The organism is Zoogloea sp. (assembly GCF_044344315.1).
Lineage (GTDB): Bacteria > Pseudomonadota > Gammaproteobacteria > Burkholderiales > Rhodocyclaceae > Zoogloea.
Window position 1 is genome coordinate 1 of the sequence record NZ_JBIJDC010000066.1, and the last position, 24,757, is coordinate 24,757.

General features: G+C 66.9%; 22 protein-coding genes and 1 pseudogene. 19 read left to right on the forward strand and 4 right to left on the reverse strand.

Annotated elements, in window-relative coordinates; translation table 11 throughout:
* Nucleotides 1–427 precede the first annotated feature (427 nt).
* Nucleotides 428–2,413, forward strand: coding sequence for a bifunctional 2',3'-cyclic-nucleotide 2'-phosphodiesterase/3'-nucleotidase (locus tag ACIQ09_RS14265; protein ID WP_398311043.1), 1,986 nt, complete (start codon nucleotides 428–430; stop codon nucleotides 2,411–2,413).
* On the opposite strand, the gene ACIQ09_RS14270 is transcribed toward ACIQ09_RS14265, so the two are convergent.
* Nucleotides 2,410–3,936, reverse strand: a complete 1,527-nt coding sequence (locus ACIQ09_RS14270) for a sigma-54-dependent transcriptional regulator (protein ID WP_398311046.1) — start codon at nucleotides 3,934–3,936, stop codon at nucleotides 2,410–2,412. The two genes, ACIQ09_RS14265 and ACIQ09_RS14270, sit on opposite strands and share 4 nt — an antisense overlap.
* 253 nt (nucleotides 3,937–4,189) lie before the next feature.
* Here ACIQ09_RS14270 and ACIQ09_RS14275 point away from each other — a divergent pair, with 253 nt between their 5' ends.
* The 8 genes from ACIQ09_RS14275 to ACIQ09_RS14310 all read left to right on the forward strand — a co-directional run bounded on the left by ACIQ09_RS14275 (nucleotide 4,190) and on the right by ACIQ09_RS14310 (nucleotide 13,937).
* Complete coding sequence (locus ACIQ09_RS14275; protein WP_398311049.1) at nucleotides 4,190–5,443, forward strand: D-amino acid dehydrogenase; 1,254 nt, start codon at nucleotides 4,190–4,192, stop codon at nucleotides 5,441–5,443.
* A gap of 142 nt (nucleotides 5,444–5,585) precedes the next feature.
* Nucleotides 5,586–6,959 carry an alanine/glycine:cation symporter family protein gene (locus ACIQ09_RS14280; RefSeq protein ID WP_398311052.1) on the forward strand — a complete coding sequence of 458 codons (1,374 nt, stop codon included), beginning with the start codon at nucleotides 5,586–5,588 and terminating at the stop codon, nucleotides 6,957–6,959.
* Nucleotides 6,960–6,970: 11 nt separating this feature from the next.
* A complete protein-coding gene (alr, locus tag ACIQ09_RS14285) occupies nucleotides 6,971–8,089 on the forward strand; it encodes an alanine racemase (protein ID WP_398311055.1) in 1,119 nt (372 codons plus the stop codon).
* A 17-nt stretch (nucleotides 8,090–8,106) separates the two neighbouring features.
* Nucleotides 8,107–8,787: a trimeric intracellular cation channel family protein gene (locus ACIQ09_RS14290; RefSeq protein WP_398311096.1), complete on the forward strand. Its 681-nt coding sequence runs from the start codon at nucleotides 8,107–8,109 to the stop codon at nucleotides 8,785–8,787.
* A gap of 135 nt (nucleotides 8,788–8,922) precedes the next feature.
* Nucleotides 8,923–10,056, forward strand: coding sequence for a two-component system response regulator (locus tag ACIQ09_RS14295; RefSeq protein ID WP_398311058.1), 1,134 nt, complete (start codon nucleotides 8,923–8,925; stop codon nucleotides 10,054–10,056).
* Between the two features lie 103 nt (nucleotides 10,057–10,159).
* Nucleotides 10,160–10,927 carry a phosphate/phosphite/phosphonate ABC transporter substrate-binding protein gene (locus ACIQ09_RS14300; protein WP_398311099.1) on the forward strand — a complete coding sequence of 256 codons (768 nt, stop codon included), beginning with the start codon at nucleotides 10,160–10,162 and terminating at the stop codon, nucleotides 10,925–10,927.
* Entirely contained in the window at nucleotides 10,924–12,117 is a 1,194-nt protein-coding gene (locus tag ACIQ09_RS14305) for a PAS domain S-box protein (protein WP_398311060.1), read from the forward strand. The genes ACIQ09_RS14300 and ACIQ09_RS14305 overlap by 4 nt, the downstream gene beginning before the upstream one ends.
* Nucleotides 12,090–13,937, forward strand: a complete 1,848-nt coding sequence (locus tag ACIQ09_RS14310) for an ATP-binding protein (protein WP_398311063.1) — start codon at nucleotides 12,090–12,092, stop codon at nucleotides 13,935–13,937. Before ACIQ09_RS14305 ends, ACIQ09_RS14310 begins: the two co-directional genes overlap by 28 nt.
* A 21-nt stretch (nucleotides 13,938–13,958) precedes the next feature.
* Here the strand turns inward: ACIQ09_RS14310 and ACIQ09_RS14315 are convergent, their stop codons facing one another.
* The gene (locus tag ACIQ09_RS14315) at nucleotides 13,959–14,738 is read right to left on the reverse strand and encodes an AraC family transcriptional regulator (RefSeq protein ID WP_398311066.1); all 780 of its coding nucleotides are present in this window, start codon (nucleotides 14,736–14,738) and stop codon (nucleotides 13,959–13,961) included.
* Nucleotides 14,739–14,871: 133 nt separating this feature from the next.
* Here ACIQ09_RS14315 and ACIQ09_RS14320 point away from each other — a divergent pair, with 133 nt between their 5' ends.
* Nucleotides 14,872–16,071: an MFS transporter gene (locus ACIQ09_RS14320; RefSeq protein WP_398311069.1), complete on the forward strand. Its 1,200-nt coding sequence runs from the start codon at nucleotides 14,872–14,874 to the stop codon at nucleotides 16,069–16,071.
* A gap of 215 nt (nucleotides 16,072–16,286) precedes the next feature.
* Nucleotides 16,287–17,060 carry a hypothetical protein gene (locus ACIQ09_RS14325; protein WP_398311072.1) on the forward strand — a complete coding sequence of 258 codons (774 nt, stop codon included), beginning with the start codon at nucleotides 16,287–16,289 and terminating at the stop codon, nucleotides 17,058–17,060.
* Here ACIQ09_RS14325 and ACIQ09_RS14330 read toward each other — a convergent pair.
* Together ACIQ09_RS14330 and ACIQ09_RS14335 are read right to left on the reverse strand one after the other, a co-directional pair.
* The gene (locus ACIQ09_RS14330; protein ID WP_398311075.1) at nucleotides 17,049–17,342 is read right to left on the reverse strand and encodes a hypothetical protein; all 294 of its coding nucleotides are present in this window, start codon (nucleotides 17,340–17,342) and stop codon (nucleotides 17,049–17,051) included. The genes ACIQ09_RS14325 and ACIQ09_RS14330 overlap by 12 nt on opposite strands.
* A 45-nt stretch (nucleotides 17,343–17,387) precedes the next feature.
* Entirely contained in the window at nucleotides 17,388–18,065 is a 678-nt protein-coding gene (locus ACIQ09_RS14335; RefSeq protein WP_324460610.1) for a GntR family transcriptional regulator, read from the reverse strand.
* Nucleotides 18,066–18,291: 226 nt separating this feature from the next.
* Here ACIQ09_RS14335 and ACIQ09_RS14340 point away from each other — a divergent pair, with 226 nt between their 5' ends.
* From ACIQ09_RS14340 to ACIQ09_RS14375, 8 genes and pseudogenes are all read left to right on the forward strand, one after another.
* Nucleotides 18,292–20,052, forward strand: a complete 1,761-nt coding sequence (locus ACIQ09_RS14340) for an FAD-dependent oxidoreductase (protein ID WP_398311078.1) — start codon at nucleotides 18,292–18,294, stop codon at nucleotides 20,050–20,052.
* A gap of 62 nt (nucleotides 20,053–20,114) precedes the next feature.
* Nucleotides 20,115–21,257 (forward strand): ABC transporter substrate-binding protein, encoded by a 1,143-nt coding sequence (locus ACIQ09_RS14345; RefSeq protein ID WP_398311081.1) that lies wholly within the window; start codon nucleotides 20,115–20,117, stop codon nucleotides 21,255–21,257.
* Between the two features lie 357 nt (nucleotides 21,258–21,614).
* Entirely contained in the window at nucleotides 21,615–21,929 is a 315-nt protein-coding gene (locus ACIQ09_RS14350; protein ID WP_398311084.1) for a 2Fe-2S iron-sulfur cluster-binding protein, read from the forward strand.
* A gap of 45 nt (nucleotides 21,930–21,974) precedes the next feature.
* The gene (locus ACIQ09_RS14355) at nucleotides 21,975–22,904 is read left to right on the forward strand and encodes a catechol 2,3-dioxygenase (RefSeq protein ID WP_398311087.1); all 930 of its coding nucleotides are present in this window, start codon (nucleotides 21,975–21,977) and stop codon (nucleotides 22,902–22,904) included.
* A 7-nt stretch (nucleotides 22,905–22,911) separates the two neighbouring features.
* Nucleotides 22,912–23,169 (forward strand): phenol hydroxylase subunit, encoded by a 258-nt coding sequence (locus ACIQ09_RS14360; protein ID WP_398311090.1) that lies wholly within the window; start codon nucleotides 22,912–22,914, stop codon nucleotides 23,167–23,169.
* A 24-nt stretch (nucleotides 23,170–23,193) separates the two neighbouring features.
* Nucleotides 23,194–24,186, forward strand: coding sequence for an aromatic/alkene monooxygenase hydroxylase subunit beta (locus ACIQ09_RS14365; protein ID WP_398311093.1), 993 nt, complete (start codon nucleotides 23,194–23,196; stop codon nucleotides 24,184–24,186).
* A 9-nt stretch (nucleotides 24,187–24,195) separates the two neighbouring features.
* Nucleotides 24,196–24,465, forward strand: a complete 270-nt coding sequence (locus tag ACIQ09_RS14370; protein ID WP_296404522.1) for an MmoB/DmpM family protein — start codon at nucleotides 24,196–24,198, stop codon at nucleotides 24,463–24,465.
* 14 nt (nucleotides 24,466–24,479) lie between these two features.
* Nucleotides 24,480–24,757: pseudogene (locus ACIQ09_RS14375) on the forward strand (phenol 2-monooxygenase); the annotation flags it as partial.

Sequence of the window (24,757 nt, forward strand, 5' to 3'; positions counted from 1 at the left end):
GCTGGCGTACGCCCGCCGGCGGCGCTTTTGGGCCCTCGTATTGCGTTTGGCGTGCCCTCTGAGCAGGCTTTGCCCGCCAACGAGACAATGGCGTGGGCGGCTTACCGGCAGGCGCCCAGCGGCGCTACGCGTCCGATTGACCCCGGCGTAGCCTGGTTTGGCGTGAAATGCGGGGGTGAAAAGGGATTTACAACACCCTCTGAAGTCGCCCCTACAACTCCTCACGCTGCCTTCGGTGCATTCCGGGGCGGGCGAACCGGCTGGGAATCAAATCGACCCCACGGGGCATCACATGGGGCTCATCGGTGTGTCATGAAGGGACAGTAGGGTTGAGGGCTTCTCAACTGCCATGTTCCTCGCCATGTCCACGTCTTTCTTGCCGTCGCGGTTCCGCCGTCGGGCCCCTGGGGCTGTCCTGCTTGCTTCCGTGCTTGCCCTGGCGGGCTGCGGGAGTGACAACCATCACCGCCTTCCCGAGGCGGGCACGGCCCAGTTGGTGGTACTGGAGACTTCCGATCTCCACGCCAACCTGCTGAGCTATGACTACTTCAAGCTTGCCGAGGACAAATCGGTGGGCTTCGAGCGCACGGCCACCCTGATCCGCCAGGCCCGGGCGGAGTTTCCGAACTCGCTGCTGATCGACAACGGCGACACCATCCAGGGGACGGCGGTGGCGGACTACCAGGCCCTGGTGTCGCCCCTGTCCTGTACCACCAAGCTGGCCACCTACAAGGCCATGGATGCCATCGGTTTCGATGCCGGGACGCTGGGCAACCATGAGTTCAACTATGGCCTGCCCTACCTGGCCCAGGTCACCGGCGCCCGCTTCAACGTGGAGGGCATGCCGGAGGTGGCGGCGCAGAGCCTGTGCAAGGGCCCGGATTTTCCGCTCACCCTGGCCAACGTTACCAGCCGCAAGGACGGAAAGACCCTCTACAAGCCCTATGTGATGCTCGAACGCACGATCACGGGTGTGGACAAGGACGGCAAGGCCTTCTCGGGCAAGATCAAGGTGGCGGTCATCGGCCTCACCCCGACCCCCATCCTGTCCTGGGACAAGCGCTGGCTGGACGGTAAGGTGGATGTGCAGGGCGTTGTGGAGACGGCCAGCAAGTACGTGCCCATGGCCCGTGCCGAGGGCGCCGATCTGGTGATCGCCGCCTCCCACGGGGGCTTCGACAGCAGCGCCTACTCCGCCTCCATGGAGAACGCCAACTACCACCTGGCCAAGCTGGCCGGGATCGACGGCATTCTGATGGGGCACTCCCACAGCGAGTTTCCCAACGCCGCCTGCGCCACCACCGACTGCAACGCCAGCGGCGTGGACAAGGTGAAGGGCACCCTGCACGGCGTGCCGGCGGTGATGCCCAGCTACTGGGGCAAGGCCATCGGGGTGATCAACTACAGCCTGGAGGTGAAGGACGGCAAGTGGAGCGTGGTGCGGAACAAGACCCAGGTGAGCCTGCGCAAGGCGCTGCTCGATGCCACCACCCGCAGCTACGTGGCGGTGGACCCGGCCATCTCGGCGGCGGTGCAGGCGGAGCATGCCTCGGCCATCGACTACGTGAAGACGCCCATCGGCCAGTCTGACTTCAACCTCAGTACCTACTTTGCCGACGTGGGCGATGTGTCGGCGATCCAGGTGGTCAACGCCGCCCAGGCCGACTACGTGGCCCGCTACGTGGCCGCCAACCTGCCGGCCTACAAGAACCTGCCGGTGCTGTCGGTCAGCGCACCCTTCAAGAGCGGTTTTGCCGGTGGTTCTGACTTCACCGACGTGAAGGCCGGCAACGTGGCCATCAACAACGCCGCCGACCTGTATCTCTACCCCAACACCGTGTACGCGGTGAAGGTGAGCGGGGCGGGCATCAAGGCCTGGCTGGAGAAGGCCGCCGAGCGCTTCAACCAGATCAACCCGGCGCTGACCACCGAGCAGGCCCTGGTGTCGAGCTTCCCCGGTTACAACTTCGATGTGTTCACCTCACCGGATCTGAGCTACGAGATCGACGTCACCCAGCCCGCCGGCAGCCGCATCCGCAACCTCAACTACAAGGGCACGGCCATCGACACGGCCGCCGAGTTCATCGTGGCCACCAACAACTACCGCGGTTCGGGTGGCGGCGGCTTCCCTGGCCTCAACGGCAGCAATGTCATCTACGCCTCGCCCGATGCCAACCGGGATGTGCTGATCGAGTACATCAAGGCCCGCCGCAACCTGGTCTTTGCGACCGACGGTGCGACCCGCAGCTGGCGCTTCACGCCGGTGTCGGTGGCCGGCCCGGTGACCTTCAAGTCGGCCAGCGGCAAGCTGGGTGTGGCCACGGCCCTGGGGCTGGGCAACATCAGCGTGCTGCGTGACGATGATGGCTCGGGCAAGGGCTTGGGCGTGTACGCCATCGACCTGTCGCGCTAGGCGATGCCGTAGCGCCGCAGCCGGTTGGCGATGGCGGTGTGGGAGGTGCCGAGCCGCCGGGCCAGCCGGCGGCTCGACGGGTGCTCCCGGTACAGGCGTTGCAGCAGGTTCTTCTCGAACTCGGCAACGGCCTCGTCCAGGGAGCCCACCTCGGTGCCATCGCCCGCGGCCGGGGTGGCGACCTGGGCGAGCTCAAGGTCTTCCACCTGGATGATGTTGCGCTCGGTCATCGTCACCGCCCGGAAGATGACGTTCTGCAACTGCCGCACATTGCCCACCCACGGATTGCTCAGCATGGCCGCGCAGGCCGCCTGGGACAGGCGCATGGGCGGGCGGGAGGCCTGGGCGCAGGCCCGGCTGAGGAAGGACTGGGCCAGGGGCAGGATGTCGCCCGGGCGTTCGCGCAGGGGCGGAACCTGCAGGTTGAGCACATTGAGGCGGAAGAGCAGATCCTGGCGGAAATGGCCGCTGCTCACCATGTCCTCCAGCGCCCGGTGGGTGGCGCTGATGATGCGCACGTTCATGCGTACCTCCCGGTCGCCACCGACCCGCCGGAAGCTGCCGTCGTTGAGAAAGCGCAGCAGCTTGGCCTGCAGGTAGGGTGACATCTCCCCGATCTCGTCGAGAAAGACCGTGCCGCCATCGGCCAGCTCGAGCAGCCCCGGCTTGCCCCCGCGCAGGGCGCCGGTGAAGGCGCCGGCGGCGTAGCCGAAGAGCTCGCTTTCGGCCAGATTCTCGGGCAGGGCGGCGCAGTTGAGGGCGAAAAAGGGCTGGCTGCGCCGGCTGCTGCCCGCATGGCAGGCGTGGGCCAGCAGCTCCTTGCCGGTGCCGGTCTCGCCGGTGATCAGCAGCGGCGCATCCACCATGGCCATGCGGGCCGCACGCTGCTTGAGCTGTTCGATCAGCGGCGAGGTGCCGAGGATGGCGTCGAAGCCGCCGGCGTCATAGTTCTGCAGGGCGCTCATGCGCTCCCCGATGCGGCTGGGGGCGTGCAGGGTCATCACCGCACCGGCGACCCGGCCGCCGGCTTCATGCAGGGGCATGGTTTCCAGCAGGTAGGGCTCGCCATTGATGGCCACCTCGCACACCGGCAGGTGATAGCCCCCGTCCACCAGTTCCCGCAGCAGCGCCGGGTTGCCGATCAGGGCCTGCATGGAGGTGCCGATCAGGTGCCCCTCGTCCATGCCGCAGGCGGCAATGGCCGCACCGTTGGCCACCACCACGCAGCCCGACTCATCGACGGCGAAGACTGGATCGGGCTGCGAGGCGAGCAGGGCGTCGAGGTACAGGCGCCGCTGGGCCCCGGGCAGCATGCCCACGGGCTCCACCGTGCGCACCCCGGCGACCTCCATCAGCTGCTCGCGCAGCTCGTCGAGGCTGGCCTGATCGACGGCCGGCGCCTCGATGAAGATATGGGGCGGATCCACCTCGACCGCGGTCACGTTGAGTCGGCGCCGGGCCAGCTCGGCCAGCACCTCCTGGGCGATCCCGACCCGGTCGGAGAAGAACACGTCGATGCGCATGGCGAGTGTGTAGTGAATTCAATACGGTGTATCGATAATGATACGGATCATCCAGTGCATTGAGAAATAAGGAGAATTTTGCGAAAAGCGGGCGTGCAGCGATAATATCGTAACGATATCGTTACGAATGAATCGGCGGCTGGCCGGTGAGTGTTTTCAAATCATTGTTTTGTATGGGTTTTTTTCTTTGGCACGGGAATCGCTAAGTGTCATTCATTCCAATGGCCAACCCGATTCCTCAAGGAGAACTCCCATGCATGTCCTCGTCCTCGGCAGTGGCGTGATCGGCACCTGCATCGCCTACTACCTGGCCAAGGCCGGACACCAGGTCACGGTGGTGGACCGCCAGGCCGGCCCGGCGTTGGAGACCAGTTTTGCCAATGCGGGTGAAGTGTCGCCCGGCTATTCCGCCCCCTGGGCCGGCCCCGGCGTGCCGATCAAGGCCATCAAGTGGATGCTGATGCACCACAGCCCCCTGGTCATCAAGCCCATGCTCGACCCCTCCATGTGGCGCTGGGGCATGGCCATGCTGCGCAACTGCACGGAGGCCGCCTACCAGGTCAACAAGAGCCGCATGGTGCGTGTCGCCGAATACAGCCGTGACTGCCTCAAGCAGCTGCGCGCCGAGACGGGCATCACCTACGATGAGCGCACCCAGGGCACCCTGCAGCTTTTCCGTACCCCGAAGCAGCTCGACGGCGTCGGCAAGGATGTGGAGATCCTGCAGCAGTCCGGCGTGCCCTTCCAGGTGCTGGACCGCGAAGGCTACCTGGCCTACGAGCCGGCCCTGGCTCTGGTCAAGCACAAGTTCGTTGGTGCCCTGCGCCTGCCCGGCGACGAGACCGGCGATTGCCACCTGTTCACCCGCAAGCTGGCCGCCATGGCCGAAGCCCTGGGCGTGCGCTTCCGCTTCGGGGTCAGCATCACCGGCATCGATCACGATGGGCAGCGCGTCACCGGCATCCGCAGCGACGCCGGCCCCCTGACGGCCGACCATTACGTGCTGGCCCTCGGCAGCTACTCCACGGCGCTGCTGAAGCCGGTGGGCATCGACATCCCCGTGTATCCGGTGAAGGGCTTCTCGATCACCGTGCCCATCACCGATGCGGCCATGGCGCCGGAGTCCACCATCATGGACGAGACCCACAAGGTCGCGGTCACCCGCCTCGGCGACCGCATCCGGGTCGGCGGCACGGCACAGCTTTCGGGCTTCGACCTGAGCCTGGATGAGGGGCGGCGCAAAACCCTGGAGTTCGTGGTCTCCGATCTGTTTCCCCGTGGGGGCGATATCTCCCGGGCCGAGTTCTGGACCGGCCTGCGCCCCATGACGCCGGACGGCACGCCCATCATCGGCAAGACCCGCTACGACAACCTGACCCTCAGCACCGGACACGGCACCCTGGGCTGGACCATGGCCGCCGGCACCGGCCGTGTGGTGGCCGACCTGCTCAGTGGCCGCCGGCCCGAGATCCCGGTGGACGACCTTGCCGTCGCCCGCTACGCCTGACCCGTCCCCTGCACCATCACCCGACAAAAACCGACACCCAAGGAGGCAATACCATGCATGTCACCATCCCCCCCGTGGCTCTCCAGGCCATCGGACCCTGCGCTCCGGCCTGAACGCATCACCCCCAAGGGAGAGAAAAACCATGGAAGCACTGACGCAACTCATCACCGCCATCAACGACATTGTGTGGGGGCCGCCAATGCTGGTGGCCATTCTGGGGACAGGCCTCTACCTGCAGCTGCGCCTGGGCTTCATGCCCATCACCCGGATCCTGGCCGGCTTTGCCATGGTCTGGCGGGGGCGCCAGGCGGCGCCCGACGCCCCGGGCGAGATCACCCCCTATGCGGCGCTGATGACGGCCCTGGCCGCCACCGTCGGCACCGGCAATATCGCCGGCGTGGCCACGGCCATTGCCATCGGCGGCCCGGGAGCGATGTTCTGGATGTGGATGACGGCCCTGGTCGGCATGGCCACCAAGTATTCCGAGGTGTTGCTGGCGGTGCATTACCGAGAGACCGACGATCACGGGGAGCAGGTAGGTGGCCCCATGTATGCGATCAAGAACGGCCTGGGCAAGCGCTGGCGCTGGCTGGGCGCGGCCTTCGCGATCTTTGGCGGCCTCGCTGGCTTCGGTATCGGCAACATGGTCCAGTCCAACAGCATCGCCGGTGCCCTTGAGACCGCCTTCGGCATCAATCCCTGGGTCTCGGGTGTCGTGATGGCCGTGTTTACCGGCTTCGTGCTGCTGGGCGGCGTCAAGCGCATCGGCGCGGTGGCCGAGAGGCTCGTGCCCTTCATGTGCGTCGGCTACATCGTGGCCTCCCTGACCGTGCTCGGCCTCTACGCCGACCAGATTCCTGCGGCCTTCACCCTGATCTTCGCCAGCGCCTTCAGCCCGGTAGCCGCGACGGGTGGCTTTGCCGGTGCCGCCGTATTGATGGCGATGCGCTACGGCGTTGCCCGTGGCATCTTCTCCAACGAGGCTGGCCTGGGCACCGCCGGCATTGCCCAGGCGGCAGGGCAGACCCGCAACGCGGTGGAGTCCGGCCTGGTGGGCATGATGGGTACCTTCATCGACACCATCATCGTGTGCACCATGACCGGCCTGGTGCTGATCGTGACCGGCGTGTGGAGCTCCGGCCTGAAGGGCGCGGCCCTCAGCGCGGCCGGCTTCAATGCGGCCTTCCCGGGCTATGGCGGGCAGTTCCTGGCGGTGGCCATTGCGGTGTTCGCCTTCACCACCATACTGGGTTGGGCCTACTACGGCGAGAAGTGCTGGGGGTATCTGGTGGGGACGGCGGCTGAAGTCCCCTATCGCGTGTTGTGGACGATCTTCGTGCTGGTGGGCGCCGTCACCCATCTGGATTTCGTCTGGCTGGTGGCCGATACCCTCAATGCCTTCATGGCCCTGCCCAACCTGATCTCGCTGCTGCTGCTCTCGCCGGTCATTGTCCGTCTGTCCCATGAGTATTGGGCGAAGAAGGCCCTGGCACTGAAAACCGCATCCGTGAATTGACGAGAAAGCGCATGTCCGAAAGTACTCTGAACCCCTTCGGGGCTCTCCTCAGCATCGACCTCGATGCCCTCTGCGACAACTGGCGCAACTTGCGGGGCCGGCTTGCCGGTGCGGACTGCGCTGCCGTGGTCAAGGCCGATGCCTATGGCCTGGGGGCCGACCGGGTGGCCCCGGCGCTGTATCGTGCCGGCTGCCGCCACTTCTTCGTCGCCCACCTTAACGAAGGCATCCGCCTGCGCCCGGTGCTTCCCGCCGATGCGTACATCCATGTGCTCCACGGGCCCCACCCGGGCGCCGAGCGCGACTTCGTGCGCAACCGGCTTGTCCCCGTCCTCAACAGCCTGCAGCAGGTGCAGGCCTGGCAAGGGCTGGCCCGGGACGTGGATGCGACGCTGCCGGCCATCCTGCAGGTGGATACCGGCATGGCCCGCCTGGGCCTGGCGCCCGAGGAGTTCGAGCAGCTGAGCGCCAGCCCGGACGGCCTGAAGGGCATTGCCCTGAAGTACCTCATGAGTCATCTGGTGAGCGCCGAGGAGCAGGGCTGTGCGGTGAATCGCCTGCAGCTTGAACGCTTCCGCTCGGCCCTGGCGCGTCTGCCCGGGGTGCGCGGCAGCCTGGCCAACTCGTCGGGGATCTTTCTCGGCGGGGACTACCATTTCGACCTGGTCCGCCCTGGCGCCGCGCTCTACGGCGTGGCGCCGGTGGCCGGGCAGGCCAACCCGCTGCGGCCGGTGATCCGCCTGCAAGGCAAGGTGCTGCAGACGCGCAGCATTGCTGCCGGAACGGCGGTCGGCTATTCCCACACCTGGACGGCGGCGCGCCCGTCGCGCATCGCCACGGTGGCGGTGGGCTATGCGGATGGCTACCTGCGCAGCCTGAGCAACCGGGGCGTGGTGCGCTGCGACGGAATCAGCCTGCCGCTGGTGGGCAACATCTCCATGGACACCCTCATCGTGGACATCACCGGGTTGCCCGAGGGGCGGATCGCTGAGGGCGACATGCTCGACCTGGCCGACCCGCTCAACGGCGTGGACGCCATCGCCGCCTGCGCCGGCACCATCGGCTACGAGATCCTGACGAGCCTGGGGCGGCGCTATGCGCGGCGCTACACCGGGGGCGGCGAGGGATAATCGCGGCCTTGTCACCTGTGCCCATTGCCATGCCGGAAGTCTCCACGCTCCCCCCGCTGTCCCTGTCCACCGCGCAGCTGCTGATCGAAGCCGCGGCCATCCTGGCTTTCGCCCTGTCTGGCCTGCTCGAGTCGGCGCGCAAGCGTCTCGACATCGTTGGCGTGTGCGTCGTGGTCGGGCTGGCGGCCTTTGGCGGCGGCACCTTGCGCGACATCCTTCTCGACCGGCGGCCGTTCTTCTGGGTGTCCCATTCGTCGTGGCTGTGGGTCTTGCTGGGCTTGAGCCTGCTCTCCATGTACTTCATGCGCGGGCGCCATTTCGAGCCCACCGAGCGGGCCATCCAGTGGCCCGACGCCATCGGCCTCGGGCTGTTCACCGCCGGTGGCACCCAGATCGCCCTGGCGGCGTCCATGCCGCCTATCGTGGCGGTGCTGATGGGCATGATCACCGCCGTCTTCGGTGGGGTGCTGCGGGACATCGTCTGCAACGAGATCCCCAGCGCCTTCAGCGATCACCGCCCTTACGCCGTCTGCGCTTTCATCGGTGGCTGGTGCGTGGTGCTCGCCAACAGCCTCGGCTGGCAGGACTGGGTCGGGCTGGTGCTGGGGGCGGGCATCACCTTCAGCCTGCGCGGCCTGGCCCCAGGTGAAACCTCGCGGGGGCCGGAGAATGCATCCGGTATGGCCATGCTGGTATGATGGTTATCATATGTGGCTGAAGGCGGACCTGCCGGGAGGCCGCGGATACGTGCATCGGCGGGTGTTCGGGGCTGTGCCGGTGCCGCACGATCTTGTATGGCGTTCGACTGAAAACGGAATGGCGTGGTGACTGCGATGGCGACAGCGGGGAATTTCAAGGTTTTCATCGTCGATGACGATCCCTCTTCGCGCTTGAGCTCCTCCTTCTGTTTCACCGGGCCCGAATACGAGGTCCATCAGTTCGACAGCGGTGAGGCCTGCCTCGCGGCGCTGGAGATCCAGCCCGACATCGTGCTGCTGGATATCGAGATGCCGGGTGTCGATGGGGTACAGACCTGCAAAGCCCTGCGCGACGCTGGCCTGGCGGCGGCGCAGGTGATCTTCGTGTCGGTGCACAACGACCTGGAAACCCGGCTCGGTGCCTACGATGCCGGTGGCAACGACTACATCGTGAAGCCGGTGCTGCCCGACGAGCTGGGCCCCAAGATTGCCGTCGCGCGGCAGGTGCTGGAGCAACAGCGCACGCTTGAGGCGCGGGCGGCGCAGGCCTCCAGCATCGCGTTCTCGGCGATGTCGTCCGCTGCCGAGCTGGGCATCGTGCTCGAATTCCTGCGCGCCACCTATGCCTGCGATTCCATGGATGCCGTGCATGAGGTCATGGCGGAGGCCCTGGGCCACTTTTCCGTGCAGTACATCGCCCAGCTGCGCTGCGGCGACACCACCGCGTGCTATTCGCGTCAGGGCGAATCCACCGCGCTGGAGAAATCCATTCTGGAGCATGTGAGCCTGATGGACCGGATCTTCCAGTTCCATGACCGCATGGTGATCAACTATCCGAATGTCACGCTGCTGGTGTTCGGGCTCCCCCTTGATGACGAGACCCGGCTGGGGCGTCTGCGCGACAACCTCGCCATGCTCGCCGAAGGTGCCGATGCCCGCCTGCTTTCGCTGCGCAGTCACCTGATCCTGTCGCGGCAGGCAGCAGGCATCGATCATGTGCTGAAGGGCCTGTCCCAGGCGCTGGTGGACATCGAAAAGGATCAGGACGTCGTGCGCCTGAACGCCCTGTGCCTGATGGATGGCTTCATTGGCGAGCTGGAGCGCGCCTTTGTGCACCTCGGCCTGTCCGAGAGCCAGGAGGCCTCGCTGAGTGAGCTGGCCCGCAGTACGGCGGCGCGCGTCGGCGGGATCCTTTCGGAAGGCAAGAGCGTCACTGACGATCTGCATCGCGTCGGTCAGTCACTGCGTCAGCTCCACTCCGGAGACTGAGTCTCCGCCGCCCGCCGCCCGCCGCCAGATGTCTCACTTATCCGCATGGCCCCTGGGGCTGGCGTCATGTCTCCTGACCCTATGGACCTGCCTCGTGCCGGACATGGTGTGGGCTGCCGCTGGCAATGCCCCGCGTGCGTTGCAGTTCGGTGTGCTCAATCAGCAGAGCGTCCTGCAGACGGCCGCACGCTGGAATCCGCTGCTGCAGTATCTGGGCCTCAAGACCGGCCTGCCCCTGCAGCTGCGCATGGGGGCGACGATCGCCCAGACCGACGCCATGATGGGTCGGGAGGAGTTCGATCTGGCCTTTACCAACCACAACTTCCAGAGTGAATACGATGGTCGTTACCGGGTCATCGCCCGCTGGAGCGGGGCGCCGGTGCGGGGCGTCATTGCCGTGCGCGAGGACTCGCCGATTCGCCGCCTGGAGGATCTCGACGGCGCCGCATTGGCCTTTCCCTCCGCCGAAGCCTTTCTGGGTTACGCGGTGACCACCCAGGCCTTGAAGGATGCGGGCGTGAGGGTCGTGGAGCGGTTCGCCGGCAATCATCACGGGGCGCTGGCCCAGCTGAGGGCCGGGCTGGTGGAGGCGGTGTCGGTCAATTCCCGTTTCCTGGAGGACTATCGCGATCAGGAGCGGATCGCCGTTAGGCCGGTGTTTATCTCGGCACCCTATCCGGACCTGCCGGTGATTGCGCATCCGCGTCTGCCGCGGGAGCAGGTGGAGGCGATCACCCGGGCCCTGCTGGGGATGAAGGATGATCCGGAAGGGCGTGTCGTGCTGGCCCAGGCTCGGTGCGCCGGTTTTGATGCCGCGACGGATCAGGACTACGACGACGTGCGCAGGATCTATCGGGCCATCGGCCAATGATGACGCGCAAGGGGCTGCTGCATCGCCTCCTGCGGGTGGTGCTGGCCTGTCTGCTCCCGGTGTTCCTGTTACATGTGGCCGTGCAGGTGGCCAGCGACGTGGACATTGCCCGGCAGCGCGCCGAGAGCGATACCCTGGGCATCGCCTCGGCGACCCTTCCCTTGCTCCAGAGCGCGCTGGTGGTGGGGGACCTGTCCACCGTCCAGGAGACCCTGGACAACATCATGCGCCATGGTCACTTCAGTCGTCTGCAACTGGTGGACCGCAACTCGGGGGCCCTGCTGGCTGACGGAAATCTGCCCCCGATTGACCGGATCGCCCATGTGCCCGGCTGGTTTCGCCGGCTTTTCGAGGTGCATTTCGAGATGCACCGCTTCCCCGTTGCCGTGGGCGGCGTGGACTATGGCGTGTTGGTGGCAGAGCCCTCGGCAACCTTCGTCCTGCAGGATCTGTGGTGGCGCATGTGGGTGGCGCTGGGCCTCTGGCTGGCGACGGCCGGTGTGCTGGCTTTCTTCCTGAAGCGGGCGCTGCAGGGGGGCCTGCGCCCCCTGCATGCCCTGACGGACGCCGTGACCCGTTTCGGTGAGGGCGATCTGGCGTCCCGGGCACCCCTGTGCGAAGTGCCGGAGCTGGCGGCAACCGCGGAGGCTTTCAACCGCATGGCTGGCAATCTGGCCGAAGCGCAGGACAGGCTCGAGACCCGGGTGCGCCAGCGGACCGCTGAGCTGGCAGCCCGGGAGGCACACACCACGGCCATCCTGAACAGCCTCCATGATGCGGTGGTGCAGACGGACCGGGAAGGGGTGATCCACATGGCCAATCCGGCCGCCGGGCGGATCTTCGGCCGCCCGCCGGAGGGGCTGGCCGGGGTGCCGCTGGGGCGGCTGATGCCCAGGCTGTTGATGGAAGATCTGGCGCAGCGCCTCACCGGCACACCGGCGGCTCCGGTTGTCCGTCGCCTGGAAATGTCGGCCCGGCGCCACTCCGGCGAGTCGTTCCCGGCCGAGTTCGTGGTCAGTCGTCTGACCAGTGATACCGCGGACGACTACGTGTTCGTGCTGCGGGATGTGAGCGAGCAGCGCGACATCGAGAACGCACGCGAGGCCGCCCGTATCCATGCGGAACAGCTGGCGCGGGCCAAGGGCGAGTTCCTGGCCAACACATGTCCCACGAGATCCGCACGCCGCTGAATGCCATTCTCGGGTTTGCCCAGGTGGGTTTGCGCCGGGGGCAGGGCAGCCCTTTTGCCGAGAGTTTCGAGCGCATCCTGCGCTCGGGTGAGTTGCTGCTGCGGCTCATCAACGATGTGCTGGATTTCTCCAAGATCGAGGCCCACAAGTTGCGCCTTGACGCGATGTCGTTTGCTCTCGGTGAGGTGATCGACCGGGCGGTGGAGATCAATGCTGCGCGGGCCTGCGAGAAGGGCCTGGATTTTCTGGTCGTGGAAGACGCCAACCTGCCTGTGTCGATGGTGGGTGATCCCATGCGCCTTACCCAGATCCTGGTGAACCTGCTCTCCAACGCCATCAAGTTCACCGACCGGGGCAGCGTGCGTCTCGAAATGGCTGTCTGCCTGGGCTTCTTGCGCGTCCGCATTGTCGATAGCGGAGTTGGCATGGCGCCGGAGGTGGTGGAGCGGCTGTTTCAGGCCTTCGAGCAGGCCGATGGCTCCATCCACCGTCGTTTCGGAGGAATCGGCCTGGGGCTGGTCATCAGTCGCAGACTTGTGGAGCTGATGGGCGGCACGATAGGCGTGAGCAGCCGGCCTGGTCACGGTACCCAGGTCACGGTCTCCCTGCCCCTGGTTGCCACCGGCGCGCCGGCCCCGGCCTGGCCGCCGCTGGAGGTGCTGCTTTCCGGCTTTCCGGACGCGACGGTGGCGGCGCTGCGCGCCAGCGCGCCGCCGGGCATCCGGGTTGTGCACGCTTTGGCTGCTCCGGTGCCGGACAGCGGTGTGCGGCAGCTGCTCATCGTGCCGGAGCGTCGCCTCCAGTCTGATCCGGGCCGCCATGCGCCGGTGACCGGGGGGGCAGAAGTGCTGATGCTCGCAGCGCCCCTGGCCGGGGAGGGCAGCACGGGCGCTTCGGCCGGCCAGGCCCTGAGCTGGCCCTTGCGTTGGCGCCACGTGGTGCGATGGGCACTGCGACTGACGCCCGTAACGGGCGCTGCCGCGGTGCCGCGGCCGGTGCCGTCCCTGGCCGGGCTGCGCATCCTGGCGGCGGAAGATGATCCGGCCAATCGCCTGGTGCTGGGGGAGATCCTTGCCCTGGCCGGCGCCGAGTGCGTCATCGAATCCGATGGCGCTGCGGCCTGCGCGCGCCTGGAGCGGGAGGGCCCCCAGGCCTTCAACCTGGTGGTGACAGACCTGCAGATGCCCGTGATGGACGGCTACGCCACCGCCCGGGAGATCGGCCGCCTGGCCCCCCAGGTGCCGGTGATCGGCCTGTCGGCCCATGTGTTGCCGGAGGAGAAGGCCTTGTGTCGTGCTGCGGGGATGGTGGATCTGCTGAGCAAGCCGGTGGACGTGGATGCCCTGCTGCGCAGCCTCGCTGAACATGCGCAGGGGCCCAGGCCGGCGCTGGCCGACGCGGCACCCCTGCCCGTCGTCCCCGGCCCGGAGACGGGTGTGGAGGGGGGGGCGCCCTGTGTGGATTGGCACTGCCTGGAAACCCGGTTTGCCGGCAAGGCTGCCTTTGTCGATGAGCTGGCCCACGTGGCTGGCCGCACTGTCTCCGGGCTGCATGCCACGTTGGGTAGTGCCCAGCTGTCCGGAGACCAAGCGCTGCTGGCACGGACCTGTCATCAGATCGCCGGCATCGCCGCCAACATCGCCGCCGGGCCGCTGGAGCAACTCGCCCGCGCGGCCGAGAGCCAGGCCAGGCAGGGGGATCCGGCCCTGCGTCCCATGCTCGAATTGCTGACCGCGCAGCTTGAGGCGGTACTCGCAGAGATCGATGCCCGCTTTCGCCCTGCGGACGACGACGGCCTTCCGAGCCGCGACTCGAAGTAGGCCTGACGCGCTGCTCAGGCTTCAATCGCCGCCGAAGCGGCTTGGGGGTACACCCAGAGCCCGGGTGAACATGGCCGAGAAGGCCGCCTGGCTGGCATAGCCCACGGCGGCGGCCACTTGCGCCATGGGCACCCCGCGGGAGATCTCGTCCACCGCCTTGGCCAGGCGCAGCTGCTGGCGCCAGGCGCCGAAGCTACTGCCCAGCTCGGACTTGAACAGGCGCGCCAGGGTGCGCTCGCTGGCGCCCACCTGTTCGGCCCATTCGGCCAGGCCGCGGTTGTCGGCGGGGTCGGCCATCAGGGCATCGCACAGGGTCTTGAGGCGCCGGTCATCGGGCAGGGGCAGGCCCAGGGACAGGGGGCGGGCGATGCGCATTTCCTCCAGGGCGAGCTGCATCATGAGGTGGTGGCGGGCATCCCCGCGGCCCTCGGCGATGGCCTCGCCCAGGCTGCGCAGCAGCGGGGAGACGTCCACCACCGTGCACGCATCCAGGGGCAGGGGCGCGGCGGCGGAGGCGATGTAGAGGGTGCGCAGCTCCACTGGGCCCAGCACGGTCACGTCATGGTCGATTTCCGGTGGGATCCACACCGCCCGGTTGGGCGGGACGATCCAGGCCATGCCGGCCGCGCAGATGCGGATGGCGCCGCGGATCGGGTAGGCCAGCTGGGCCCAAGGGTGGCGGTGGGGCGGAACGATTACGTCCGGCGGCAGGCTGCGGACGTTGACGGTCACCGGCTCGTCGGCGGAGGGGGCCCGGCGGGGCAGGGGATCGAAGGATCGGGGCGGGCCCTTCTGTGGCATGTTTGAGCAAATCTCTGTCGGTTTGTCGAAATACAGCCATCGGAACGAGCGCTAGTATCGACTCGTGTTCCGGCCAGTTCAATACAACAACGCGGCAGGCCGGGCCGCCGACACAGCCACGGAGAGCACCTACATGACCGCCCAAGCCAGCCTCGCACCCCCCAGGCAGGATGCTTACGTGATCGCCCTGGTGGGCTTTGCCCACGGGGTGTCGCACTTCTTTCACCTTCTGCTGCCGCCCCTCTTCCCGTGGCTGATGCCCGAGTTCGGCCTGGATTTTGTCGGCATCGGCAGCACCATGACGGTCTTTTTCCTGGTCTCGGGGGTGGGGCAGGCCCTGTCCGGGCTGGCGGCGGACCGTTTCGGGCCGGTGCGGGTGCTGGCTGCCGGCATCAGTTGTTTCGTGGCGGCCGGCGTGCTGCTGTCCCAGGCCGGCTCCTTTGCCGGGCTGATGGTGGTGGCGGCCCTGGCGGGGCTGGGCAACAGCGTCTTCCACCCCTGCGATTTCACCATCCTCAACCGCAATGTGTCGGCACCCCGGCTGGGCCATGCCTTTTCGGTGCATGGCCTGTCCGGCAACCTGGGCTGGGCCCTGGCGCCGGTCTTCCTGACCGGCATCGCCGCCCACTCCGGCTGGCGTGTCGCGGCGCTGGCGGCGGGGCTGCTGGCGGTGCCGGCGCTGGCCCTGATCATCCTCGGCCGCCATCATCTGGTGGATGAGAGCCGCACCACTGCGGCGACGGGGCGGCCGGTGAGTACCCTGGAGATCCTCAAGGTGGGTCCGGTGTGGATGTGCTTCACCTTCTTCTTCCTGCTCACCATGGCCTTCGGGGCTTTCCAGAACTTCGGCGCACCGCTGATGAAGGGGCTCTACGACATGTCGGTGGCGGCTTCGGCGGCGACCCTGTCCACCTATCTGCTCGGGGGCGCGGCCGGCATCCTGGTGGGCGGCTTCCTGGCCCGCTCGGCCCGCCAGGACCGCATCATCGCCAGCGCCCTGGGGGCGGCGGCCGTGGCCGTCTTGCTGCTGGCCAGCGGCTGGGTGCCGTCGGCGGCGGTGGTTGCCCTGATGGCGGCCATCGGCTTTCTCACCGGGCTGGCCGGCCCTTCCCGCGACTTGCTGGTGCGCCGCGCCGCCACCGCGCGCTTTGGTCAGGCGGCTTTCGGGCGGGTGTACGGCTTTGTCTATTCGGGCCTTGACACCGGCCTGGCCCTGGCACCGCTGGTGTTTGGGGGCTTGATGGACGCAGGCAGCTTCACCACCGTGCTGGTCGGCATCGCCGTTCTGCAGGCGGCGGCCATTGGTACGGCGATGAGCGTGGAGCGGGCTTAGGACGGCATGGCGCCGGGTGTGCTCCGGGCATCCGTCACGGAATTGTGACGGAAATTTTTACACATTACCCCGTGGCTGGAGAGAAAACTGTATGAAATGAAGACCTTGCGCAGATGGCATCTCTATTGCTCAGGGGGTTCAACCCGGCGCACACCACTCCGATTTCCGGAGGCAGGGGATCAAATCCACCTTCTTCCACAGAAACGGAGTGCCTGATGTTCAATAGTCGGATTGCAAACGCATTCGCGTGGTCGGCGCTGGCCGCCGCCCTGCTGGGGCAGGCCGGGTTTGCCGCCGCGCAGACCACGGGCGGGACGAGCACCAAGACCCTGGAGTACCGCGTCCCCAGTGTCACCACGGCAGCGGAAACCCGAACCGTGGAAACCTACTCGACTCAGGTGCTGGGCTTCCTCGCCGGAGACCCGACGGCGCTGGTGGATGTTCAGTTTGTGCTGCCTTTCGGTGATGCGGCCGTTCAGGCGGCGTTCGTCACTGCCCGAAGCATCCTGGCGGCAGCGTCCGTCAATCCGCTGTCCTTTTCCGGTCCCACGCTCACATCCAGCAGCCGGGCGCTCAGCAACTCGTCATCGACGGTCTCGGAGGTCAAGACGGGGGAGGAGGTGCTCTGGGTGGATACGGTCGAACTGGTGGGCCAAGAGCTCTTCCACCTCAATTCGGCCCAGTTTGGCTGCGTGGCGTTGGTGAAAGGGGTCTCCTTCGATTGCACCGTGGATTACGGAGACGTCTTCGTCGCCGCCGGCGACACGGTTCTGCTGACTTCTGCCGGCATTGCCGATTACCTGCTGCGGACCACCGTGACCACCGAGACATTCCTCAACACCGCCGTGTATGAAATCGTCGGGACGCCGATCACCCAGTCGGTGCCCGAGCCCGGCACCGGCCTGCTGGTGGGGCTGGCCGGTCTGATCGCCTGGCGGGCCGCCCGTCCGCGGACTGGTTCAGGGGCCCCGGCTTCCCTAGCGGGCTAAGCAGCGCCCCTTCGCTTCCAGCCAGTACACCACTTCCCCGACCACGACCACGCTGCCCGACACCACCAGGCTGACCGCCGAGACGGCGCCGGCGAGGACCAGGAGCTCGGCGCAGCCTTCATTGCGGCAGCCGCCGAAGGCGCCGACCTGGTAGGCGTCGAGGGTCATGTGGCGCTCGGTGATGCCGCAGGCGGGGTCGTAGCGCTGCGTCGTGCGGGGGACGAAGATGCAGCTGCACAGGACGAGTGCGGTAGCGAGGAGCAGTGGGGTGGAGCGGGGCACGGGCTGTTGACCTCCAGTCGGCAGCATACCCCGCGGCCTGATGGGTCAGGGGGCCGTGTCTGCGCTGCCTTCGTCGCCCGCGGTGGTTTTGTCCAGGGCCGCTGCGACGCTGCGGGACACGCTTTCGATGTGCTCCCGGGCAGCCCGGTTGGCCGCTTCCGGCTGCCGGGCGACGATGGCGGCGATGACGGCATTATGTTCATCGGCCACCAGCCCCAGGTGGGCGCGGAAGCCGCAGGTCTGCACGATGAAGAAATCCGACAGTTCGAAGTTGGCCAGCTGGCGGCTGCACAGCAGGGGTGATTTCGCCATGGCGTGGAGCTGGGTGTGGAAGTCCACGTTGAGCCGCCGGTATTCGTCGGCGTTGGCGCTGCGGGTGGCGTCGAGGGCGTGGATCTGGTCGTTGATGAGGCGCAGGCGGCTGATGTCGGCGGCGCTGGCCCGGCTGGCAGCAAGCTCGGCGATCAACCCTTCGGTGAGCGCAAACATGCGATAGAAGTCCTGGATCGCCTCGGGCGTGGGTGTGACCACCTCGCAGCCGACCTGGGCGGTGATGGTGACGAAGCCCCGCTCCTGCAGGCGGTACAGGGCAGTCATGATGGGGTGCCGGCTGACCCCCATCTCCTCGCCGATCTCCTTGACCAGGATGCGATCGCCGAAGCGGTACTGGCACGTGAACAGCCGCTCGAGGATCTCCTGGTAGATGTAGTTCTTCTTGGCCATGGGCGTGCGTCCGGGTGCGGTTGGGTGGGTGCGGGCGGATGGTATCACCCTCGCCGGGGGGAGTCTGGCAGCTAAGGGCGTCGGGGCGCCGGGGCCGTCGGGTGGGGGTAGAGGTGTGGATCTGGAGCTTGCATGCTAGCATGCAAGCGCTGTAGAGTGCGGCTCCATCAAGGCCGCATTTCATCGACCCCATCAGCCCGCCACGAGCGGCGAGGAGATCCCTAGCGTGGAAACCAGCGCAGATTTCGACACCGACGTATTGATCATCGGCTCCGGCCCCACCGGCGGTACGGCCGCCCTGGCCCTGGCCACCCAGGGCGTGCGCGTCCATCTCGTTTCGCGCACCCATTGGCTGGCCGACACGCCGCGGGCCCACATCACCAACCAGCGCACCATGGAAGTGCTGCGCGATCTGGGCATCGAGGACGAGGCCATCAAGTACGCCACGCCCTGGGAGCAGATGGGCGACACCCTGTTCACCACCAGCCTGGCGGGCGAAGAGCTGGTGCGCCTGCGCACCTGGGGCACGGGCGACGAACGCAAGGGCGACTACCTGCAGGGCAGCCCCTGTGGCCTGCAGGACATTCCCCAGCCGCTGATCGAGCCGGTGATCTTCAAGAACGCGGCCGAGCGCGGCGCGCACTTCTCGTTCAACACCGAATACCTGTCCCACCAGCAGGACGGGCAGGGCGTTACGGCCCTGTTCCGGGACCGACTCACCGGGCGCGAATACGCCATGCGGGCGCGCTACCTGATCGGCGCCGACGGGGCCAAGTCGAAGGTGGTGGATGAGCTGGGTCTCAACATCGAGGGCCATCTGGCCCGGGCCGGCACGGTGTATGTGATCTTCAAGGCCGACCTGAGCCGCTACGTGGCCCACCGCCCGAGCATCCTGCACTGGATCGTCACCCCGAGCGCCAGTTTTGGCGAGATCGGGATGGGCCTGCTGCGGGCCGTGCGCCCCTGGGATCGCTGGATCGCCGGCTGGGGTTTCGACATCTCCCGGGGCGAGCCCGATCTTGACCCCGCGCTGCTCCTCGACCGGATCCGCACTCTGGTGGGCGACCCTGCGCTGGAGGTGGAGATCGAGCGCACCTCGGTGTGGTACGTGAACCAGGCCTATGCCACCGAGTACAGCCGGGGGCGGGTGTTCTGCGGCGGGGATGCGGTGCACCGCCACCCGCCGTCCAGCGGCCTGGGCCTCAACACCTGTGTGCAGGACGCCTTCAACCTGGCCTGGAAGCTCGCCTACGTCATCAAGGGCTACGCCGGCCCCGGCCTGCTCGACAGCTACAGCGCCGAGCGGGCGCCGGTGGGCCGGCAGATCGTGACCCGGGCCAATCAGTCGCGCCTTGACTATGCGCCCCTCAAGGCCGCCTTCCGCGTCGAAGGCGCCGACAACCCGGTGGCCGCCGGCATTGCCCGCTTCAAGGACCCGGGGCCGGAAGGCGTGGCAGCCCGCCAGGCCGTGGATGCGGCGCTGGCGCTGAAGAACACCGAATTCAACGCCCAGGGCGTGGAGATGAACCAGCGCTACGTGTCGCAGGCCGTGGTGCCCGACCCCGCGGCCGGCGAGGAGGTGTGGCGGCGGGATGCGCAGCTCCACCTGCAGCCCACTACCCGCCCGGGGGCCAAGATTCCCCATGCCTGGCTGGTGGACCGGCGCGGCATCCGCGTATCCACCCTGGACGTGACCGGCAAGGGCAGCTTCTCGGTGGTCACCGGCCTGGCCGGTGAGGCCTGGGCCGAGGCCGTCCGCGGGCTGGACCTGCCGTGCCTGCGCGCGGTGGTGATCGGCCAGGCCGGCGCTACCGACCCCTACTGCAGCTGGCAGCGCATCCGCGAGATTGCCGAGGCCGGCGCCCTGCTGGTGCGTCCGGACGGCTACGTGGCCTGGCGTCATGCCGGGCCGGTGGCCGATGCGGTTGAAGCCCGCCGGCTGCTGGCCGCCGCGCTCGGCACCGTGTTGGACTGGCCCCTGGCCTGACATCGGGCGCCAGCCCCCTCTTTATGCAACACCCCAACCATCACAAGAACAGAGGAGACACCATGAACATGCGCTATTTCCGCAAGCCCATCCTGGCCGCCGCCATGGCCCTGGCTGCTGGCCACGCCTGTGCCGACATCAACGTCGGCGTCATCTTTTCCCTGACCGGGCCGGCGGCGTCGCTGGGCCTGGAAACCCGCAAGTCCATTGAGCTGATGCCGAAGATGATCGGCAAGGAGAAGGTCAATTACATCGTTCTCGACGACGCCACCGACCCCACCAATGCCGTCAAGAACGCCCGCAAGCTGGCGGGTGAGGACAATGTGGATGTGTTCTTCGGGCCCAACCTGATCACCTCCGGTCTGGCCATTGCCGACGTGGCCAACGAAAAGAAGGTGCCCCTGCTGTCCCAGGCGCCCATCGTGGTGCCGCCGGAGAAGCACAAGTGGGCCTTCCGCGTGGAGCCCCTGGCCGACGTGATGGTGGGCCGGGTGGTGGCCGACATGAAGGAGCGCGGTGTGAAGACCGTGGCCTTTATCGGCTTTTCGGATTCCTGGGGCGAGCTGCTGTTCAAGGGCCTGACCAAGACGGCCGACGCCGCCGGCATCCGCATCGTGGCCACCGAGCGCTTCGGGCGCACCGACAACAGCGTGACCGCCCAGGCCCTGAAGCTGGTGGCCGCCAAGCCCGACGCGGTATTCGTCGGCGGCTCCGGCACCCCGGCGGTGATGCCCCACACCGCCCTGCGGGATCGCGGCTATGCGGGCCCGATCTACCATTCCCACGCCGTCGCCAACAAGGAGTTCCTGCGGGTCGGCGGTAAGGCCGTGGAGGGCGCCCGCCTGGCCGTGGCGCCGGTGCTGGTGGCCGAACAGTTGCCCGACGCTCACCCCAACAAGCAGGCTGGGCTGGCCTTCGACAAGGCCCTGGAGGCCAAGTACGGGCCGGAGTCCCGCTCCAGCTTTGCCGGGGCCTCGTGGGACGGCTGGCTGATCCTCGAGGGTGCCCTCAACGCCGCCCTGAAGAATGCCCGGCCGGGCAGCCCCGAGTTCCGCGAGAGCCTGCGCAACGCGCTGGAGAAGACCACGCGGGTGGTGGGCGCCAATGGCACCTACACCATGAGCCCCGAAGACCACGGTGGTTACGATCCCAAATCTGCCGTGCTGATCGAGGTGGCGGCGGGCAAGTGGAAACTCGTGAAGTAAGCCGGCCCGTGCGCGCCTGAGCGCACCCCCTGTAAGCGCAAGTCCTCAAGCCGGGCCCCGACAGCATTGTGTCTGTTGCGGGCCCGGTGTTCCGTTTACCGCCCCCCATCGCCTTTCTGGCCCGAGCGCCATGCTGCAGTGCAGCTTTACGTTTTTGTCACCCCGGGCGGCCCCGCGGACAAATCCGTCACCCCGGGCGCTGCGGCCGACCTCCCGCTTTTTCTTTTTTCCCCTTTTGCATCAAGCCTTTGTCTGACATGGCACGGCGGCTGCATTAGTCAGGCTTGTGGGTTCATCAGAATCATTGATTGATGGCCCCTTTGAACAAAAACGTACAGCCCGGGAAGGGAGACATCCATGCCGCACACCGTAAGCATCGAAGACACCGGCGAACGCTATGCCTGCTCCAGCGAAGAGTCACTGCTGAGCGCCATGGCCCGGCTCGGCAGGCGGGGTATCCCTTTGGGCTGTCGGGGCGGTGGCTGCGGGGTGTGCAAGGTGGAAGTCCTGTCCGGCGATTTCCAGACCCGGGCCATGAGCCGGGACCACGTCAGTGATGACGACCGGGCCTGTAACAGGCTGCTGGCCTGCCGGGTGTACCCCGCCAGCGATCTTTCCCTGAAGGTGATCGGCAAGTTGCAGAAGCGTGTCTGCCGCCCTGCCACCGCCTGACGCATTCCGTTTGATACATCCATACCGACAAAGAGGAGACGAGAAATGGCAATGACTGGTGTTCTGCGCCCGGGCCACGCCCAGGTGCGCGTGCTGGATCTGGAAGAGAGCGTGCGCTTCTACAAGGATGTGCTCGGCCTGGTGGAAACCGGCCGTGACGCCCAGGGCCGCGTGTATTTCAAGTGCTGGGACGAGCGCGACCACAGCAGCTACGTGATCCGCGAGTCGGACCGGGCCGGCCTGGACTTCTTCGGCTTCCGCGTGCTCGACACGGCAACCCTCAACAAACTGGAAGCCGACCTGCAGGCCTACGGCCTCACCACCGAGCGCATCCCCGCCGGCGAGATGCTGGCCACCGGCGAGCGCGTGCGCTTCACCCTGCCGTCCGGCCACGTGATGGAGCTCTACGCCGAGAAGGACAAGGTGGGCAACGGCATTCCGCTGATCAACCCGGCCCCGTGGAGCAAGGCCCGCGACAACGGCATCGCCCCGATCCGCCTCGACCACGCGCTGCTGTACGGGCCCAATGTGGCCGAGGTGCAGAAGATCTTCACCGAGGTGCTGGGCTTCTACCTGGTGGAGCGGGTGCTCACCCCCGACGGCAATGCCAATGCGGCGGTCTGGCTGTCCTGCGGGCAGAAGGTGCATGACATCGCCTTTGCCGAGTACCCCGAGCCGGGCAAGCTGCACCACTGCTCCTTCCTGATGGAGAGCTGGGACCAGGTGCTGCGTGCCGGCGACATCATGTCCATGAACGCCGTGCCCGTGGATATCGGCCCCACCCGCCATGGCGTCACCCGCGGCTGCACCATCTACGCCTGGGACCCGTCCGGCAACCGCTTCGAGACCTTCTTCGGCGGCCATCTGCCCTACCCGGACTACGAAACCATGACCTGGACCTTCGACAACTTCGGCCAGGGTCTCGACTACCCCCAGCGCAAGCTCCATGAAACCTTCCTGACCGTTGTCAGCTGAGCCTGCCATGCGCGTCGAACACGCACCCGTGGACACCACCCGGCGCTTCGTCCGCCTGAGTGGCGAACGCCCCAACGGCTTTGTGGAGTTCGAGTTCGCCATTGGCGAGCCCGAGATCTTCGTCGAGATGATCCTCCCCCGCGAGGCCTTCACCGAGTTCTGTGTCGCCAACCGGGTCGAGATGCTGGCGCCCCGCGACCCCGACGCCCCCCACGGCGACTGGGACTGGCGCCTCGCCGATGCCACCCACACCCGCTTCAAATAATCCGCACAGCAGGAGACACCCGACATGCAGATTGACCTCCGTACGGTCGCCATCGAGCCCCAGCGCCAGGCTTTCGATCACCTGATCCGCCGCTTCGGCAACAAGCCCGCCTCCCGTTACCAGGAAGCCAGCTACGACATCCAGGCCGCCGAGAACCTGCACTACAGGCCCACCTGGGACCCGGACCACCAGCTCTACGACGCCAGCCTGAGCCGCATCGTGATGGCTGACTGGTACGCCCTCAAGGACCCGCGCCAGTTCTACTACAGCACCTACACCCTGACCCGCGCCCGCCAGCAGGAGACCACCGAAGCCAACTTCAGCTTCGTCGAAAGCCGCGGCCTGGGCGACATGCTCTCCGACGAGCTGCGCGCCGTCGCCCTCAACGTGCTGGTGCCCCTGCGCCACGCCGCCTGGGGCGCCAACCAGCACAACGCCTTCATCTGCGGCTACGGCTTCGGCACCACCTTCACCCAGCCGTGCATGTACCACGCCATGGACAACCTGGGCATCGCCCAATACTTGTCGCGCCTGGGGCTGCTGCTGGGTGACACCGACGCCCTCGACGCCGGCAAGGCCGCCTGGCTCAATGCCGCCGCCTGGCAACCCCTGCGCCGCTACGTGGAGGATTGCCTGGTGTGCCGCGATCCCTTCGAGCTCTTTGTGGCTCAGAACGTGGCTCTCGACGGCCTGCTTTACCCGCTGGTGTACGAACGCATCGTCGACAACCACCTGTCGGTGCGCGGCGCCTCGGCGGTGGCCATGCTCACCCAATTCATGAGCGACTGGTTCGACGAGACCCGCAAATGGGTGGACGCTGTGCTCAAGGTGGCCGCTGCCGAATCCGACGCCAACCGGGACGTGCTCACCGAATGGACCCGCAGCTGGAGTACCCGCGCTGCGTCGGCCATGGTGCCCATCGTCGAACTGGCCCTCGGCGCCGATGCCGACGAAGCCGTCGGCGAGCAGCTCGCTGCCTTCCAGGCGCGCATCCAGAAAACCGGCATCGTCCTCTGAAAGGCCGCCATGTCCACCGTATTCATTGCCCTGCAAACCAACGAAGACACCCGCCCGATCATCGAGGCCATCGAGATCGACAACCCCCATGCCGTCGTCCATCGCCAGCCGGCCATGGTCAAGATCGACGCCGAGGGCACACTGGTGATCCGCAAGTCCACCATTGAAGAGCAGGTCGGCCGCGACTTCGACCTGCAGGAGCTGCACATCAACCTGATCTCCCTCACCGGCCACGTGAGCGAGGACGACGACACCCTGACCCTGAGCTGGAACAGCTGAAAGAGGAGACCGCCATGGACATGAAAGTCAGCAAGAAGAAACTCGGCCTGAAAGAGAAGTACAAGCTGATGACCCGGGACCTGGGCTGGGAGCCGACCTACCACAGCAAGGACGAGGTTTTCCCCCTCATGGGCTACGAGGGCATCAAGATCCACGACTGGGACAAGTGGGAAGACCCCTTCCGCCTGACCATGGATTCCTACTGGAAGTACCAGGCCGAGAAGGAGCGCAAGTTCTACGCCATCATCGACGCCCACGCCCAGAACAATGGCCACCTCAACCTCACCGACGC

Coding starts and splice junctions, on each gene's coding strand:
- ACIQ09_RS14270 (WP_398311046.1), bottom strand. CDS start 3,936: ATGCGCATCGACGTGTTCTTCTCCGACCGGGTCGGGATCGCCCAGGAG.
- ACIQ09_RS14275 (WP_398311049.1), top strand. CDS start 4,190: ATGCATGTCCTCGTCCTCGGCAGTGGCGTGATCGGCACCTGCATCGCC.
- ACIQ09_RS14280 (WP_398311052.1), top strand. CDS start 5,586: ATGGAAGCACTGACGCAACTCATCACCGCCATCAACGACATTGTGTGG.
- alr (WP_398311055.1), top strand. CDS start 6,971: ATGTCCGAAAGTACTCTGAACCCCTTCGGGGCTCTCCTCAGCATCGAC.
- ACIQ09_RS14295 (WP_398311058.1), top strand. CDS start 8,923: ATGGCGACAGCGGGGAATTTCAAGGTTTTCATCGTCGATGACGATCCC.
- ACIQ09_RS14300 (WP_398311099.1), top strand. CDS start 10,160: ATGGTGTGGGCTGCCGCTGGCAATGCCCCGCGTGCGTTGCAGTTCGGT.
- ACIQ09_RS14305 (WP_398311060.1), top strand. CDS start 10,924: ATGATGACGCGCAAGGGGCTGCTGCATCGCCTCCTGCGGGTGGTGCTG.
- ACIQ09_RS14310 (WP_398311063.1), top strand. CDS start 12,090: ATGTCCCACGAGATCCGCACGCCGCTGAATGCCATTCTCGGGTTTGCC.
- ACIQ09_RS14315 (WP_398311066.1), bottom strand. CDS start 14,738: ATGCCACAGAAGGGCCCGCCCCGATCCTTCGATCCCCTGCCCCGCCGG.
- ACIQ09_RS14320 (WP_398311069.1), top strand. CDS start 14,872: ATGACCGCCCAAGCCAGCCTCGCACCCCCCAGGCAGGATGCTTACGTG.
- ACIQ09_RS14325 (WP_398311072.1), top strand. CDS start 16,287: ATGTTCAATAGTCGGATTGCAAACGCATTCGCGTGGTCGGCGCTGGCC.
- ACIQ09_RS14335 (WP_324460610.1), bottom strand. CDS start 18,065: ATGGCCAAGAAGAACTACATCTACCAGGAGATCCTCGAGCGGCTGTTC.
- ACIQ09_RS14345 (WP_398311081.1), top strand. CDS start 20,115: ATGAACATGCGCTATTTCCGCAAGCCCATCCTGGCCGCCGCCATGGCC.
- ACIQ09_RS14350 (WP_398311084.1), top strand. CDS start 21,615: ATGCCGCACACCGTAAGCATCGAAGACACCGGCGAACGCTATGCCTGC.
- ACIQ09_RS14355 (WP_398311087.1), top strand. CDS start 21,975: ATGGCAATGACTGGTGTTCTGCGCCCGGGCCACGCCCAGGTGCGCGTG.
- ACIQ09_RS14360 (WP_398311090.1), top strand. CDS start 22,912: ATGCGCGTCGAACACGCACCCGTGGACACCACCCGGCGCTTCGTCCGC.
- ACIQ09_RS14365 (WP_398311093.1), top strand. CDS start 23,194: ATGCAGATTGACCTCCGTACGGTCGCCATCGAGCCCCAGCGCCAGGCT.
- ACIQ09_RS14370 (WP_296404522.1), top strand. CDS start 24,196: ATGTCCACCGTATTCATTGCCCTGCAAACCAACGAAGACACCCGCCCG.